This window comes from Arthrobacter castelli DSM 16402 (assembly GCF_000430705.1).
GTDB lineage: Bacteria > Actinomycetota > Actinomycetes > Actinomycetales > Micrococcaceae > Arthrobacter_C > Arthrobacter_C castelli.
Genome location: NZ_AUMN01000003.1, coordinates 174,743 through 188,834 on the forward strand (window position 1 = coordinate 174,743; position 14,092 = coordinate 188,834).

The following is a 14,092-nucleotide window of genomic DNA, read 5'->3' on the forward strand; positions in this document are numbered from 1 at the left end:
TTGTTGTCTGCCGGCTATCGGTCGGCAACACCCTGTGTGCAAGACGCAGATCCGATGTGATAGGCCCGGGGAAATGAAACAATAGGCGGGTGAATTCAGAACGGGAAGCCGTGATCGACCTTGCCGCGATCCGGCACAATGTCCACCGTCTCCGCCAGGTGGCGGCACCGGCCAAGGTGATGGCGGTGGTGAAGGCGAACGGCTATGGGCACGGGGCTGTCCCGGTGGCACGGGCCGCCCTCGACGCCGGTGCCACGTGGCTTGGTGTCGCCCATATCGACGAGGGCCTGGAGCTGCGTGCGGCCGGTATCGACGCGCCGGTTGTGGCATGGCTGCACACGCCGGCCAGCGATTTCGAGTCCGCTGTTGACGCCGGACTGGACCTTGGAGTCTCCGGCTGGGAGCTGGACCAGATCGCAGAGGCGGCGCGGAAGCTGGCGCGTCCGGCGCGGGTGCATCTGAAAATCGACACCGGGCTGGGCCGCAACGGGTGCCCGCCCCAGCTGTGGGAAAACTTCATCGGGCAGGCAGTCGCCTACCAGGAGGAGGGGCTGATGCGGGTGGTCGGCATATTCTCCCACCTGGCAGTGGCTGACGAGACCGAACGTCCCGAGACCGACGATCAGGTCGACCGCTTCCGGGAGGCGGTGGCCGTGGCCGAGGACGCCGGAGTGGACGTCGAAGTGCGGCACCTGGCCAACAGCCCGGGAATCCTCTCCCGGCCCGACACGCACTTTGACGTGGTGCGCGCCGGGGTGAGCATGTACGGCCTGTCGCCGTTCGACGACCAGACTTCCACCGACCTGGGACTGCGGCCCGCGATGACACTGCGGACCATGATTGCCCATTGCAAGGACGTGCCCGCCGCGCACGGGGTCTCGTATGGGTTCAAATACCGCACGGCGGCGGCCACCACACTGGGGCTGGTTCCGCTGGGGTACGGCGACGGCATCCCGCGGATTGCCACCGGCGGGCCGGTCGCCGTGGACGGCCGCAGGTATCCGGTGGTCGGACGGATCGCGATGGACCAAATGGTCATCGATCTGGAACGGGAAGGAATAGCGGCAACGGACGAATCCGTTCTCGGGCGGCCTGCCGTGCTGTTTGGTCCAGGCGATGAAGGTGAAGCCTCGGTTGACGAATGGGCAGCTGCGGCCGGGACCATCAATTACGAAATCGTCACCCGGATCAGCCCGCGGGTGCCGCGCCGGTACGTGGACGGCGTATGAGTGACGGCGATACCCCGGTCTGGGAACTCGAAGCGGCAACGTTCGACGTCGGCCACACTCAAGCATTCGCCGCCCGGCTTGGCGCACAGCTGCGGGCGGGGGACCTGATCGTCCTCAGTGGTGAGCTGGGCGCGGGCAAGACCGTCTTCACCCAGGGGCTGGGCGCGGGCCTGGGGGTGCGTGCAGGCATCATTTCGCCGACCTTCGTGCTGGTGAGGATCCACCCCAATCTTACCGACGGGCCACGGCCGGGTGGTCCGGCCTTGGTGCATGTGGACGCCTACCGGCTGGGGTCGGCGGCTGAAATCGATGACATTGACCTGGAGAACACCCTGGACAGTTCTGTCACCGTCGTCGAATGGGGCGAGGACCGGGTGGAGCATTTGACCGACAGCCGCCTGGACATCGCCCTCGGCCGTTCCGAAGGGGCCGCCGCGGCACCGGATGGCGATTTCCACCACAACGGAGCGCAGGATGCCGGGGGACAGGACGGAGTGGTCACGGATTTTGACCAGGACGACGACGATGAAGCACGGCTGATCCGGATCACCGCCTACGGGCCGCGCTGGGCCGGACAGAAACCGGTGCTTCCGGTCGATTAGGCTGGAGGCGTGCTGATTCTCGCCATCGAAACATCCGCCGTCGCCAGCGCAGCGCTGGTGACCGATCACGGACCGCCCACAGCCCTTCCGCGCGTGCGGGCGGAGTTCGTCACCGAGGACACCCGCAGCCACGCCGAAGTGCTTGCCCCCGGAATCCGTCAGATGCTCGACGACGCCGGAACGGGCCCGGGCGACCTGGACGCGGTGGTGGCAGGCGTGGGGCCGGGACCGTTTACCGGATTGCGGTCCGGCATTGTCACGGCGCGCACGCTGAGTTTTGTCTGGAATCGTCCCCTGCATGGGATGATGAGCCTCGATTCCGTGGCTTGGCGGGTCGCGGTGGACGGTGTCCATGACGACGCCGGCAGTGACTTCCTGGTGGCCACCGACGCCCGCCGCAAGGAAGTCTACTGGGCCCGCTACCGCCTCGCGGACGGAATGCCTGAACTTCACGACGGCCCCCATGTCGGGCCCGCCGCCGGCCTGCCTCAGCTGCCGGTCTACGGCGCCGGGGCAGGACTGTATGCCGACGTCGTCGACGCAGTTCCCGGCTACGCGATGATCCAACCGGAAGCGGGGGCGCTGGGCGAGTTGGCGCTGCTGCGGCTCGCCGCAGGGGCCCGGCCGGTGGATACCACGCCGCTGTATCTACGCGAATCAGATGCCAAAGTCCCCGGACCACGGAAGCGTGCGACGGGAGCTGGCAGGTCATGACGGCGCCGAAACTTGGCCGGATCAGGCCCATGACGGAATCTGACGTGCCTGCGGTGCATGCCCTCGAGCAGGCCCTGTTTCCCACTGATGCCTGGCCGGAGCAGATGTTCCATGAGGAGTTGCGCCAGGGCAGCACGCGGCATTACTTCGTCGCCGAGGACGCAACAGGGACGATCATCGCCTACGCCGGGCTAATGGCCGTGGCGCCGATCGCCGATATCCAGACCATCGCCGTCGTCCCCGGGCGCGAAGGACAGGGGATCGGCTCCCAGCTGCTGACCATGATGATCGCCGAAGCGAGGGAACGGCAGATGGACGACTTGATGCTCGAGGTGCGGTCCGACAATCCCCGCGCGCAGGAGCTGTATGAACGCTACGGCTTTGAGCAGATCCACGTCCGGCCCCGCTATTATCGCGACGGGGCCGACGCGCTGGTGATGCGGCTGCAGCTGTCCGCAGGAAAGAAGTCGCCATGGTGAGCCGGGCAACCGCTTCTGTGCCGCCGGTGCCAGAGCCGCCAGAGCCGCCGGTGCCGCGGGAGCCGCTGGTGCTCGGGATCGAATCCTCCTGCGACGAGACCGGCGTTGGCATTGTCCGCGGCACCCGACTGCTGACCAACACCGTCTCCTCCTCCATGGACGAGCACGTCAGGTTCGGGGGAGTGATCCCCGAAATCGCCTCCCGCGCGCATCTGGACGCCATTATTCCCACCCTGGGGCAGGCGCTGGCGGAGGCCGGAGTGGAGCTGGACGACGTCGACGCCATCGCCGTCACATCCGGGCCCGGACTGGCCGGAGCGCTGATGGTGGGAGTCTGTGCCGCCAAGGCGCTCGCGGTGGCCACCGGCAAACCGCTCTACGCCGTCAATCACCTGGTGGCCCACGTCGGCGTCGCGCTGCTGGATACCTCGCTGTTCGACGGCGGGCAGCTGCCGGACAATCTTGGCGCCCTGCTGGTCTCGGGCGGGCACACCGAGATTCTGCGGGTGCGGAACCTGGCCGACGACGTCGAACTGTTGGGTGCGACGATTGATGACGCGGCCGGCGAGGCCTATGACAAGGTCGCCCGAATCCTGTCCCTGGGCTATCCCGGCGGTCCTGCAATCGACACCATCGCCGCCGACGGCGACCGGACCGCCTTCCGATTTCCCCGCGGGCTGAGCGCGCCGAAGTATATGAAGTCCAAGGCCGACGGCGGGCACCGCTACGACTTCTCGTTCAGCGGGTTGAAGACTGCCGTGGCGCGGTGCGTGGAACAATTCGAGGCCCGCGGCGAAACCGTGCCGGTTGCCGACATCGCCGCCTCGTTCCAGGAAGCGGTGGTGGACGTGATTACCTCCAAGACCGTGATGGCCTGCCGCGAGCACGGGATCACCACGCTGTTGCTCGGCGGTGGAGTGGCGGCCAATTCCCGGCTGAGGGCCCTGGCGGCTCAGCGGTGTGCAGAAGCGGGCGTCGAACTGCGGGTGCCCAAGCCGTCACTGTGCACTGACAACGGTGCCATGGTGGCAGCGCTCGGCGCCCAGGTGATGGTCAGCGGCGCTGCCGCGTCGGACCTGGATTTTGCCCCCGACACCTCGATGCCGGTGACGAGCAGCCACCTGTGACGCGCGGGCGGGGCTGGATTAGCCGGCGTCGTGCTCGTTGCCAGGGGAGCTGCCGCCGGCCCTGGCCAGCTCGGCCCCGGCAGAGTCGCTATCGACGGCACGCCGGCCGCGGGCAGCACCTCGGCGGCGGCGGGAGATCACCACGGCCGTCACGATGGCGGCCGCCAGCACCACGACGACGGCGATCCCGGCCGGCGACCCGGCGGCTGCGGCCAGCCAGGCATTCAAGACCGCGAGGCCGACGGTCGCATACAGCACCGCCCACAACACCGAACCGACAATGACCGCGGGCAGATATCGGCGCAGGGGCATCCGCCCGATGCCCGCCGTCGCATTGATCGCCGTCTGGATGCCCACGGTGAGGAAACAGAGGCTGACCGCCGGTGCGCCCCAGCGGGCGATGATGGCCTCGGCACGGCGCATCCCGGGTGAATCAAGTTTCCGCTCCAGCCGGGTCCGGCGTCCTCCGGCCGCAATGCCCCGGCCCGTCCAGTAGGTGGCGTTGGCGCGCAGCATCACGATCACAAAGAGCGCGCTGACCGCGAGCCCGAACGGGAGACTGGTGATGTACTCCATCTCAGCGCGCCGGTTCCAGCGGGTGCACCGGATGCCGTTCGCCCATCTCCAGGAAGATCCGGCGGTTGAAGTCGAAGGATTCCACGGCGTGAGACAGCACGTTCCTGCGGGTGGCCGGGTCCGGATCCAGCGCGTCCAGCCGGGCCCGGTACTGGTCCTTGTAGGTCTTGAGCTTGGCGATAGCGCCGAACACGTAGAAGTTCAGGCCGTCGTCCGGAATGCCGTAGTGCCGCTGGGCCATCCGGTGGATGATTTGTCCGCCCGACAGGTCGCCCAGGTAGCGCACATAGTGGTTGGCGAGCAGGAACCCGGGGCCCGGCGCAGCCGCAATCGCCGCGGCGTAGGAAGTTGTTGCGTGTGCGGTGAAGATCCGCCCGGTCGCCAAGTCCTGCTCCCACTGCGGGCCGAAGTGGTACTCCATGTCGTGTTTCAATGATTCGGTCCGGTCCAGCGCCGGGTCGACAAACCCGGCCAGCAGCGGATGGTCACGATAGCGGGCCAGGGCGGATTCGAGTGCGCGGTAGATGTGCAACTGCTGTGCCAGCAGGCTGGCCATCGCCGTCCGGTCCAACGAGCCGGCCAGCAGGTCGGTGACGAATCCTGCACCTTCGGCCTCACGGTGGGCGGCATCCGTGGCTTCCTTCAGTTCGGTGGAGAACGGTTGCGCCACGGACATCTCCTCTACGGTCAGGCTGTACTCAGTCGGCTCAGCCGGCTCGGCGGAATTACGCAAGTCTTCCGTTGCGAAATCCACTTAGGCTTACCTAACCGCATGGCAGCCGGGAATGTCAACGCCGAACGTTGGGAACGTCTCATCGGCCACGGCAACTGCAATGGCAACAGCGGAGCCGAGCCATCCGGTCAGGCGATGGAATCCGATTTCATCCGCTCCACCAGGTCACGCACCACGGCTCGCAAGTCTCCACCGTTTGCCCGGGCGACCTCCCGTTGACGCTGATACCCGGCCCCGTGCTTCATGATTTTCTCCACGTCGGCGAGTTCGGCGGTGCAGCCCAGCTTCGCGGCGACCGGTTCGAGCCGGTTGAGCTCCTCGGTCAGGTCCTCGGTGACCAGCCGCTCATTGCCGGCCGCGTCGAGGATGATGATGGCATCCAGACCATATCTGGCGGCGCGCCACTTGTTTTCCTGCACGTGCCATGGCGGCATGGTTTCAATGGTGCCGCCGCGGTCCAGCCGGGTGGAGAAGTCATCCACCAGGCATTGGGTCAACGCCGCAATGGCTCCGATTTCCTCGAGCGTGGACAGTCCGTCGCAGATCCGCATTTCGATGGTGCCCAGATTCGGCACGGGCCGCACATCCCAGCGGATTTCGTTTGCCACATCGATCACGCCGGTGGTGAACATGTCAGCCACATACCGCTCGTACTCGGTCCAGGTGGAGAACTGGAAGGGCAGCCCCGCCGTCGGAAGCTGCTGGAACATCAGTGCCCGCTGCGACGCATACCCCGTGTCCTCGCCATCCCAAAACGGGGACGACGCCGAGAGGGCTTGGAAGTGCGGGAAGAAATTGACCAGCCCGTCGAGCACCGGCAGGGCCTTCGACCTCTTGTCCAGCCCGACGTGCACGTGCACTCCGTAGATCACCATCTGCCGGCCCCACCACTGGGTCCGGTCGATCAGCGTGGCATAGCGTTCCTTGTCGGTAATGGCTTGGGTCTTGACCGCGCTGAAGGGGTGAGTGCCGGCGCAGAACAGTTCCACCCCGAGCGGACCGGTGACTTCCCGGACCGCTGCCATGGAACGGGACAAATCGGCCTTGGCCTCTGTGACGGTGCCGCAGACACCGGTCACGAGTTCGATGGTATTGGCCAGCAGTTCCTGCTTGATATACGGGTGCTCGTCGTCGGCCTGGAGCTCCGGATGCTGCCGGCGCACTCCGTCCAGCACCGCGTCGGCCGCGGAGATGAGCTCGCTTGATTCGCCGTCCACCAGCGCCAGTTCCCATTCAACTCCGAGGGTCGACTGGGCGGACGGGGCGAAATCAATTTTCATGCAGTCTCCTGTGCGTTCTGAACCTCACGCAGTCGTTGCCGGACGCCCGGCGGCGGTGCCAGCGGGGCGGTTACAGGGAAAAGTCTAGTCCAGTAGCATCAGCAGAGTGATTCGGAACCGGGCCCCCATCCGCATGGGTTTCCTGCCCGCCGTCGCCTCACTGGTGCTGATGACGACGGCGTGTTTCGGCGCGCCCGAGGAGTCCCCTTCGAGCCCGGGACAATCCGCGGGCGCCACGACCAGCTCCGCGCCAAAAGCATCCGGGTCGGCGAAGCGGAAGTCGCCGCAGTCCACCGAGCCCGTGTCGCTTTCCTGGGGCCCCACTGAAGAACAGTACGACGACGCCAGGACGGCAGTTGCCAACATGAGCCTTGAGGAGAAGGCCGGGCAGGTGTTGATCCAGTTCTACTCCGGCACCAACCCGGACGTCGCCGTCGAGCGCTCCCGTCGGCTCCATCTGGCCGGTTCCATCATCATGGGCGACAACGTGCCGCGGACCGCCTCCGGCGTCGTCGACGTTGAATCCATGGCCGCAATCACCGAACGCCTGGCCAAAGCCGCCGGGCAGGGACGGGACTGGCCGGCCGTGATTGCCATCGACCAGGAGGGCGGGCTGGTGGCCCGACTGGGCGCGCCGCTGACCCTGTGGCCGACTCCGATGACGTACGGCGCCTCCCGTGATCCGGATGTGGCCCGGCGGGCGCAGCAGTCCATTAACGAGGAACTGGCCGCGCTGGGATTCACCGTCAATTTCGCGCCGGATGCGGATGTGACTATTGGCGCGGCCGATCCGACCATCCGGTCGCGTTCCTTCGGCAGCGTCCCGAGGCTGGCGGCCTCGATGACGGTCGGGGCTGTGGAAGGCGCACTGACGACAGGGGTGCTGCCGGTCGTCAAGCATTTTCCCGGGCATGGATCGGTGACAACCAACTCCCATCTCGGGCTTCCCGTGCAGCAGGCATCGGTGGCGAAGCTCAAACAGCGGGACTGGAGACCGTTTAAGGCGGCCATCGAGCAGGGAGCGCCGATGATCATGATGGGGCACATCGCCGTCGAGGCCCTGGACCCGGGCGTGCCGGCATCGGTGTCGCCGGACGGCTACGACGCGTTGCGCGGCCTCGGCTTCGAGGGGGTCGCGGTGACGGATGCGATGAACATGGGCGCCATCCAGGACCAGTATGCTCCCGGCGAGGCATCGGCGCTGGCGCTCGCGGCCGGCGCCGACCTGATCCTGATGCCGGCGGACGTCGAGGCGGCCCACGCGGCCATCGTGGCCGGGGTGCGGGACGGGTCAATCCCCAGCCAGCGGCTGGACGAAGCGGCGACCCGCGTAGTGGCGATGATGAAGTACCAGCAGTCCCTGGCCGGCGACGCGGCCCCGGGGATGGGTGCCATAGGTTCACACCAGGATGTCTCCCAGGGTGCCAGCGCGGCCGGTCTGACGGTATTGGAAGGGCCCTGCGAAGGGGCCATCGTCGGCGGTTCGGTGCGGGTCGCCGGCGGGACCGCCCAAGACCGGGCACGGTTCCGGGCGGCGGCGGCACGGCACGACGTATCAACCGGTTCGGGCCCGCTGGTGGTGCTGCTGGCGCCGGGAGCGAGCGGAAGCGGTGATATCGTCGTCTCCCTCGGTGGTCCGTGGCCGCTGGCTGCCTCCCAGGCCTCGACCTCCCGGATTGCCTTGTACGGCCGCACCCCGGGTGCCTTCGACGCGTTGTTCGACTTCCTCACCTCAAATGCGCCGGCTCCGGGACAGTTGCCGGTTGAGGTGGGGAACCTTCCGGCCGGGACCGGATGCAACTGAGCCGGTTTCGCCCACCCCGCGCCTGTCTGCGCAGTCTCCGGTCGGGGCTGCCGGCGTCGAGGACGGTGTGCGGCGTCGAGAACGGTTTTGGCCACCACCGATGTCGACGGTGGAGGCCGTCTTCGGCCCGGAGGGCTGCTCAGCCGGCGATGGTCTCCACCACGATCGCCACCCGGTCTTCGCCGATACGGGTCAGCACGAGCGTGGCCCTGGAAGTCGCTGACTTCGGCTTGCCTGACAGCAACTGTTTGCGCAGCTCTTCGGGCGTAACGGAGGTGCCGCGCTTCTTGATCTCGAGGGTGCCGACGTCGTTCGCCTTCACCCAGGCACGCAGTTGCTTGACGTTATAGGGCAGCACTTCCTTGACCTTGTAGGCGCGGGCGAAGGGGGTGTCTTCCAGGGTGTCGGCGGTGATATAGGCGATTTGGTCGTTCATCAGCCTGCCGCCGATCTGCCGGGAGAGGTCCGCGACCAGGCCGGCACGGATCACGGCGCCGTCGGGCTCGTAGAGGTACTTGCCGGCGACGCCGACTTCCACGTCCTCCGCCCCCGGATGGTAATCCACGCCGCTGCTCAGTTCTGCCGCGCCGTCCGCGTAGAGCACCAGCGCCGAACGGCGGACACCCTCCCGCGCCAGGGCATTGAACCAGAGCGCAGCTTCGGCCACTTCACCGTTCGAGGAAACCCATTGCGCTTCGCAGCCGGCCGGGATCGATTCATGCGGAATACCGGGGCCCAGCTTGACGCCGACGGCCTTACCGGTGTCGGCCAGACGCTCGACGAATGACAGCGGCGGCGAGAAGCCTTCCGGATCGAAGATCCGGTTGGTGCCCGACGACGTCGTCGTCCGCCGAGCGGGATCCAGCCACACGCCGTCGAACCCGTCCAGATCCACCTCGGCGGCATCCGCGTTGACCACCGAGACCGACCGCCACGGCATCAGGTTCATCGTGGCCACCGCCGCCGTCGTCTCATCGATTTCGACGGCGGTGACCTGGCAGTCGAGCGTGGCCAGCGCCATCGAGTCGGCGCCGATTCCGCAGCCCAGGTCGGCAATGTTTTCCAACCCGGCCGAGACAAAGCGCTGGGCATGCCGGGCTGCAATGTTGAGCCGCGTTGCCTGTTCCAGTCCCGCCTGGGTGAAGAGCATGTTGTCCGCGAACGGGCCGAACTTGGAGCGGGCGCGCATGCGCAGCCGCGCCTGTGACAGCACCGCGGCGACCAGTTCCGGAGGGTGGCCGGCCTTGCGCAGCTCTATGTTCAGGTTCATCGCTTCGGAATCGAGATAGGGTCCGAGCGAATTCAGCAGCTCCCAACCTTCGGCGGTGAGCAGCGGCGCGATGGCGTCCACAGATGAATCCGGCATGGCCCCAGACTAGCGTGATGCGACCCAGACACGCTTGCACCCGGACCATCTCCGGAAATGCTCCGCCCGGGGACTTTGCATCCGGGGCGCCGCGGAAGCAAAGTCCCCGATGGCAGCAGTATCCGGTCCGGGATCCGGCCGAGGCCGCAGAACAGGCACGGGGCCGGGCCGGTGGTCTGCTCAGGACATCGAATCCGCCACTTTGCCAGGTTCTCCCTGCTTCTCCGCGGCCATCGCCACGCGACCGCCCTTGACCACCATCTCCGCCTGGCGCGGTGATAGCCGGTGGCGCAGTGTGATGCTGCTGTCACCGAGTTGGGCGGACACTTCATCGGTGTCCGGCAAACGGGTGCGGAGGTCTTCGAATTTCAGGGTGTCGCCGGATTGGATCTTGTCGTAGTCGGCCGGATCATCGAATTCGAGCGCCAGCACTCCGAAGTTGGCCAGGTTCTGCCAGTGGATGCGGGCAAACGACTTGGCGACAACGATCCGCAGTCCCAGGTAGCGCGGTGCGATGACGGCGTGTTCGCGCGAGGAGCCCTGCCCATAGTTGCCGCCGCCGACGATGGTGTGGCCGCCCTGATTCTCCGCAGCGCGGGTGGCGTATGTGTCGTCGACCTGGGTGTAGACGAACTCGGAGATCTTGGGGATGTTGCTCCGGTAGGGCAAGACTCGGGCGCCGGCGGGCAGAATCTCGTCGGTGGAAATGTTGTCGCCGACCTTGAGCAACACTGGCAACTCGAGCGAATCGGGCAGCGGATCGAACTGAGGCAACGACTCGATGTTGGAGCCCTTGACCAACTCCACCTGCCGGGCCTCGTCAACGGGGAGCGGTGGCAGCAGCATGGCGGTATTGACGCTGGCCTTTTCCGGCAGAGCCAGCTGGGGATAGTCCATGTCGAGATTCCGGGGATCGGTGATTTTGCCGGTCAGGGCCGCGGCTGCGGCGGTCTCCGGCGAGCACAGCCACACCGAGTCTTCATCGGTGCCCGAACGGCCCGGGAAGTTCCGCGGGACGGTGCGCAGGCTGTTGCGGCCGGTCGCCGGCGCCTGACCCATGCCAATGCATCCCATGCAGCCGGACTGGTGGATGCGGGCCCCGGCGGAGATCAGATCGAACAGCCAGCCGCCCTTGGCCATGTCCTCGAAAATTTCCCGCGATGTCGGGTTCACATCGGCCGAGACCCTGTCGCTGGTCTGCCGTCCAGCCAGGATTTCGGCGACGATGGCAAAGTCCCGCAGCCCCGGGTTGGCGGAGGAACCGACGACGATCTGGAACACTTCTTCGCCGGCGACCTCCCGCACGGGGACCACATTGGCGGGGGAGGAGGGCTTGGCGATGAGCGGCTCGAGGGAGGACAGGTCGATGGAATCGGTGACGTCGTAACCGGCGTCGTCGTCGGCAAGTATCTCGCGGAACTCGTCTTCGCGGCCGTTGGAGGCCATGTACCTGCGGACCTCCTCGTCGGCCGGGAAGATGCTGGTGGTCGCGCCGAGTTCGGCACCCATGTTGGCGATCACGTGCCGGTCCATGGCACTGAGGTTCTTCAGGCCGGGACCGTGGTACTCAATGATCCGTCCGACGCCGCCGTTGACTCCGTGCCGCCGCAGCATTTCCAGGATCACATCCTTGGCGGACACCCAGTCGGGCAGCTCGCCGGTCAGTTCAACACCCCAGATCTCCGGCATGGAAACGTAGAGTGGGTCACCGGCCATGGCCATGGCCACTTCAAGGCCGCCGACGCCGATGGCGAGCATGCCGATGGCGCCGGCCGCGCACGTGTGCGAGTCGGAACCGAGCATTGTCGCGCCTGGACGGCCGAAGCGAGCCTGATGGACCGGGTGGGAGACGCCGTTGCCCGGTTTGGAAAACCACAGACCGTACCTTTGGGCCGCCGACTGCAGGAAGAGGTGGTCTTCCGGGTTCTTCTCGTCGGTCTGCAGCAGGTTGTGGTCGACGTACTGTACGGATACGTCAGTGGCGATCCGGTCCAGTCCCATTGCCTCGAGTTCCAGCATCACCATGGTGCCTGTAGCATCTTGGGTCAGGGTCTGGTCGATATGTAAGCCCACTTCGGTGCCGTACGTCATCTCCCCGCTGACGAGGTGCTCGCTGATGATTTTCTGCGCAACGTTCTGTCCCATGCCGACCTCCTCTTAGAGTCGCTTCACCGCTGGTGGTGCGTACATTGGTCCATGCTAGGCACGCACCGGGCAAAGAAGCTATCCGTGCTTATTTTCGGCAGGTTATTGCAGCGGATGCCGCCGCCACGCCGGTTCCGCTTGCGGCTATTGTCTCCGCACCGGGTTAGTGGAAGAGTTAGGAGGGCTACGAATCCTCGGCGTCCGGAATTCGGGCGCTGGATCATTTGATGCTGACTCGTGAATACTGGAGGCGCCTGATGCGATACCCATGGCTCAAGGATGTGCTGGAAGCTGAACCGCCCTTTCTCTCCATATATGTGGATACCACCCGGACCGAACCTTCGGCTGCCGCGGAAATCGAAAACCGGTGGGAACACCTCAGGGAAAAAGCTGAGGCGGAAGGCGCACCGAAGAGCCTGTTGCAGCAGATTGAGCGCGCAGTCCTGGAACCCGCCGGTATCGGCGGCCCGCACGGCAGGGCCTTCCTGGCCGCCGGCGGGCAATTGTTCATTAACCGGGTGCTGCCTTCGCCGCCTGAGAACTTCGTGGCGCACAACCACCGCCCGCATCTGTTGCCGTTGATGCGGGTCGCTGCCCGGGCGGTGTCGCATTTGCTGGTCCAGGTGGACCGCTCCGGCGCGGACATCAGCCTGCGTGCACCCGACGACCCCCACGTCGCCGGCAGCGCCAAAGCCTTGGGAGAGGATGCGTCCGTTGAGGGCGGCCATGACGAGCTGCACAAGACCGGCGAAGGGTGGCGCGGACAGAATTTTGAAGCCAGGGTGGAGGATTCCTGGGAGCGCAATGCGGCGGCCGTGGCGCAACGGCTGGACAAACTGGTGCGGTTATATCGTCCTGATCTGGTGCTGGTCTCCGGCGATGTTCGGGCTTCCCACTTGCTCAAGGAGGCGGTGGGGCAGGAGTGCCGGCAGCGCCTGGTCGAAGTTCCCGGTGGCGGGCGGAATGACGGCGTGGACCGGGACGAGTTCCGTGTCCACGTTGAGGAAGCGGTGGACAACTTCATCGCCTTCCGGGAGAAGGCCGCCGTCGACCGCTTTGTCGCCGAACAATCCCGGGACGGCGATTCGCTGGCCGGGGCGGACGAAGTCCGGCAGGCACTGCAGCGCGGTCAGGTCGACGAGCTTCTGGTCACCCGCGGCCAGGCCCCGGGGGATATTGAAGACCTGCTGTTCCAGGCTTTGCGCACCGACGCGGCAGTCCAGTCCCTGGACAGCGGCGCCCTGTCGATGCCCGATGGGATCGGTGCGCTGCTGCGTTGGCGGGACGAGTCGACGCCGTCCAACGCGATTCCGAGCCTGAGCGGCGACCGGGAACGCGAAGCCTCAGGAGCGGCGCGCCCGTAAGCCTCGCGGGGCGCTTCATCGGCGGCGGTGTTTCGCCGGGGAGTAAGTTTCGCCGAAATCGGCCACTTTGTACCTGAAAGCGGCGGACTTACTCCCCGGCCACCCACGAGCTGCGCCACCCGCAGGGTCACCGACGCGGGGCCAACGCCATCGGCACTTCCACGGGGAGACCTTCGGGGCCGACACCCTCACTGGCACTCGCCTTGACCGAGTGCTAATAGTCCGCATACAGTCTGTCTTAGCACTCTCCACACGAGGGTGCTAATGCCAGGACGTGGCGTTACCGGCACCGCGACGACGGTTAGCGCACGGAACGGCCCTAATGTCGAAGGTGAGCAACAGTTCACTGTAAATCTCATGTAAAGGAGAGGTCCGAGTGTCGGTCTCTATTAAGCCTCTTGAGGATCGTATTGTCGTCCAGACCCTGGAAGCCGAGCAGACAACTGCTTCCGGCCTGGTGATTCCGGATACTGCCAAGGAGAAGCCCCAGGAGGGCAAGGTCGTAGCCATCGGCCCGGGCCGTGTCGACGACAACGGCAACCGCGTCCCGATCGATGTCAACGAAGGCGATGTCGTCATCTACTCCAAGTACGGCGGAACCGAGGTCAAGGCAGGCGGCGAGGAGTACCTCGTGCTGTCTTCCCGCGACGTCCTCGCCGTCGTCGTTAAGTAG

General features: G+C 66.2%; 13 protein-coding genes. 8 read left to right on the forward strand and 5 right to left on the reverse strand.

Annotation, left to right across the window (positions count from 1 at the left end; translation table 11 throughout):
• Positions 1-89 precede the first annotated feature (89 nt).
• The 5 genes from alr to tsaD are packed head-to-tail and all read left to right on the forward strand — an operon-like array spanning position 90 to position 4,151.
• Positions 90-1,229 carry an alanine racemase gene (alr, locus tag H535_RS0105325; protein WP_026818733.1) on the forward strand — a complete coding sequence of 380 codons (1,140 nt, stop codon included), beginning with the start codon at positions 90-92 and terminating at the stop codon, positions 1,227-1,229.
• Positions 1,226-1,831 (forward strand): tRNA (adenosine(37)-N6)-threonylcarbamoyltransferase complex ATPase subunit type 1 TsaE, encoded by a 606-nt coding sequence (gene tsaE, locus H535_RS0105330; protein ID WP_026818734.1) that lies wholly within the window; start codon positions 1,226-1,228, stop codon positions 1,829-1,831. The genes alr and tsaE overlap by 4 nt, the downstream gene beginning before the upstream one ends.
• A gap of 9 nt (positions 1,832-1,840) precedes the next feature.
• Positions 1,841-2,545: a tRNA (adenosine(37)-N6)-threonylcarbamoyltransferase complex dimerization subunit type 1 TsaB gene (gene tsaB, locus H535_RS0105335; protein ID WP_026818735.1), complete on the forward strand. Its 705-nt coding sequence runs from the start codon at positions 1,841-1,843 to the stop codon at positions 2,543-2,545.
• A gap of 29 nt (positions 2,546-2,574) precedes the next feature.
• Entirely contained in the window at positions 2,575-3,024 is a 450-nt protein-coding gene (gene rimI / locus H535_RS0105340; RefSeq protein ID WP_245580164.1) for a ribosomal protein S18-alanine N-acetyltransferase, read from the forward strand.
• A gap of 26 nt (positions 3,025-3,050) precedes the next feature.
• The gene (gene tsaD, locus H535_RS0105345; RefSeq protein ID WP_425387259.1) at positions 3,051-4,151 is read left to right on the forward strand and encodes a tRNA (adenosine(37)-N6)-threonylcarbamoyltransferase complex transferase subunit TsaD; all 1,101 of its coding nucleotides are present in this window, start codon (positions 3,051-3,053) and stop codon (positions 4,149-4,151) included.
• Positions 4,152-4,169: 18 nt separating this feature from the next.
• On the opposite strand, the gene H535_RS23625 is transcribed toward tsaD, so the two are convergent.
• The 3 genes from H535_RS23625 to H535_RS0105360 all read right to left on the reverse strand — a co-directional run bounded on the left by H535_RS23625 (position 4,170) and on the right by H535_RS0105360 (position 6,740).
• Positions 4,170-4,727 carry a DedA family protein gene (locus H535_RS23625; protein ID WP_081416457.1) on the reverse strand — a complete coding sequence of 186 codons (558 nt, stop codon included), beginning with the start codon at positions 4,725-4,727 and terminating at the stop codon, positions 4,170-4,172.
• Between the two features lies 1 nt (position 4,728).
• Positions 4,729-5,481 (reverse strand): biliverdin-producing heme oxygenase, encoded by a 753-nt coding sequence (locus H535_RS0105355; RefSeq protein WP_051298579.1) that lies wholly within the window; start codon positions 5,479-5,481, stop codon positions 4,729-4,731.
• Positions 5,482-5,588: 107 nt separating this feature from the next.
• Positions 5,589-6,740: a glutamate--cysteine ligase gene (locus H535_RS0105360; RefSeq protein WP_026818739.1), complete on the reverse strand. Its 1,152-nt coding sequence runs from the start codon at positions 6,738-6,740 to the stop codon at positions 5,589-5,591.
• A 106-nt stretch (positions 6,741-6,846) separates the two neighbouring features.
• Between H535_RS0105360 and H535_RS0105370 the strand changes: the two genes are divergently transcribed.
• Positions 6,847-8,544 (forward strand): glycoside hydrolase family 3 protein, encoded by a 1,698-nt coding sequence (locus H535_RS0105370; RefSeq protein WP_342667714.1) that lies wholly within the window; start codon positions 6,847-6,849, stop codon positions 8,542-8,544.
• 139 nt (positions 8,545-8,683) lie between these two features.
• Here H535_RS0105370 and H535_RS0105375 read toward each other — a convergent pair whose 3' ends face one another.
• Positions 8,684-9,910, reverse strand: a complete 1,227-nt coding sequence (locus H535_RS0105375) for a class I SAM-dependent methyltransferase (RefSeq protein WP_026818742.1) — start codon at positions 9,908-9,910, stop codon at positions 8,684-8,686.
• A gap of 180 nt (positions 9,911-10,090) precedes the next feature.
• Positions 10,091-12,055, reverse strand: a complete 1,965-nt coding sequence (locus H535_RS0105380) for an aconitate hydratase (protein WP_026818743.1) — start codon at positions 12,053-12,055, stop codon at positions 10,091-10,093.
• Between the two features lie 257 nt (positions 12,056-12,312).
• Between H535_RS0105380 and H535_RS0105385 the strand changes: the two genes are divergently transcribed.
• Positions 12,313-13,419, forward strand: a complete 1,107-nt coding sequence (locus tag H535_RS0105385) for a baeRF2 domain-containing protein (protein WP_026818744.1) — start codon at positions 12,313-12,315, stop codon at positions 13,417-13,419.
• Positions 13,420-13,795: 376 nt separating this feature from the next.
• Positions 13,796-14,092, forward strand: a complete 297-nt coding sequence (gene groES, locus H535_RS0105390; protein ID WP_026818745.1) for a co-chaperone GroES — start codon at positions 13,796-13,798, stop codon at positions 14,090-14,092.

Coding starts and splice junctions, on each gene's coding strand:
- rimI (WP_245580164.1), top strand. CDS start 2,575: ATGACGGAATCTGACGTGCCTGCGGTGCATGCCCTCGAGCAGGCCCTG.
- tsaE (WP_026818734.1), top strand. CDS start 1,226: ATGAGTGACGGCGATACCCCGGTCTGGGAACTCGAAGCGGCAACGTTC.
- H535_RS0105360 (WP_026818739.1), bottom strand. CDS start 6,740: ATGAAAATTGATTTCGCCCCGTCCGCCCAGTCGACCCTCGGAGTTGAA.
- H535_RS0105375 (WP_026818742.1), bottom strand. CDS start 9,910: ATGCCGGATTCATCTGTGGACGCCATCGCGCCGCTGCTCACCGCCGAA.
- H535_RS0105385 (WP_026818744.1), top strand. CDS start 12,313: ATGCGATACCCATGGCTCAAGGATGTGCTGGAAGCTGAACCGCCCTTT.
- H535_RS23625 (WP_081416457.1), bottom strand. CDS start 4,727: ATGGAGTACATCACCAGTCTCCCGTTCGGGCTCGCGGTCAGCGCGCTC.
- H535_RS0105380 (WP_026818743.1), bottom strand. CDS start 12,055: ATGGGACAGAACGTTGCGCAGAAAATCATCAGCGAGCACCTCGTCAGC.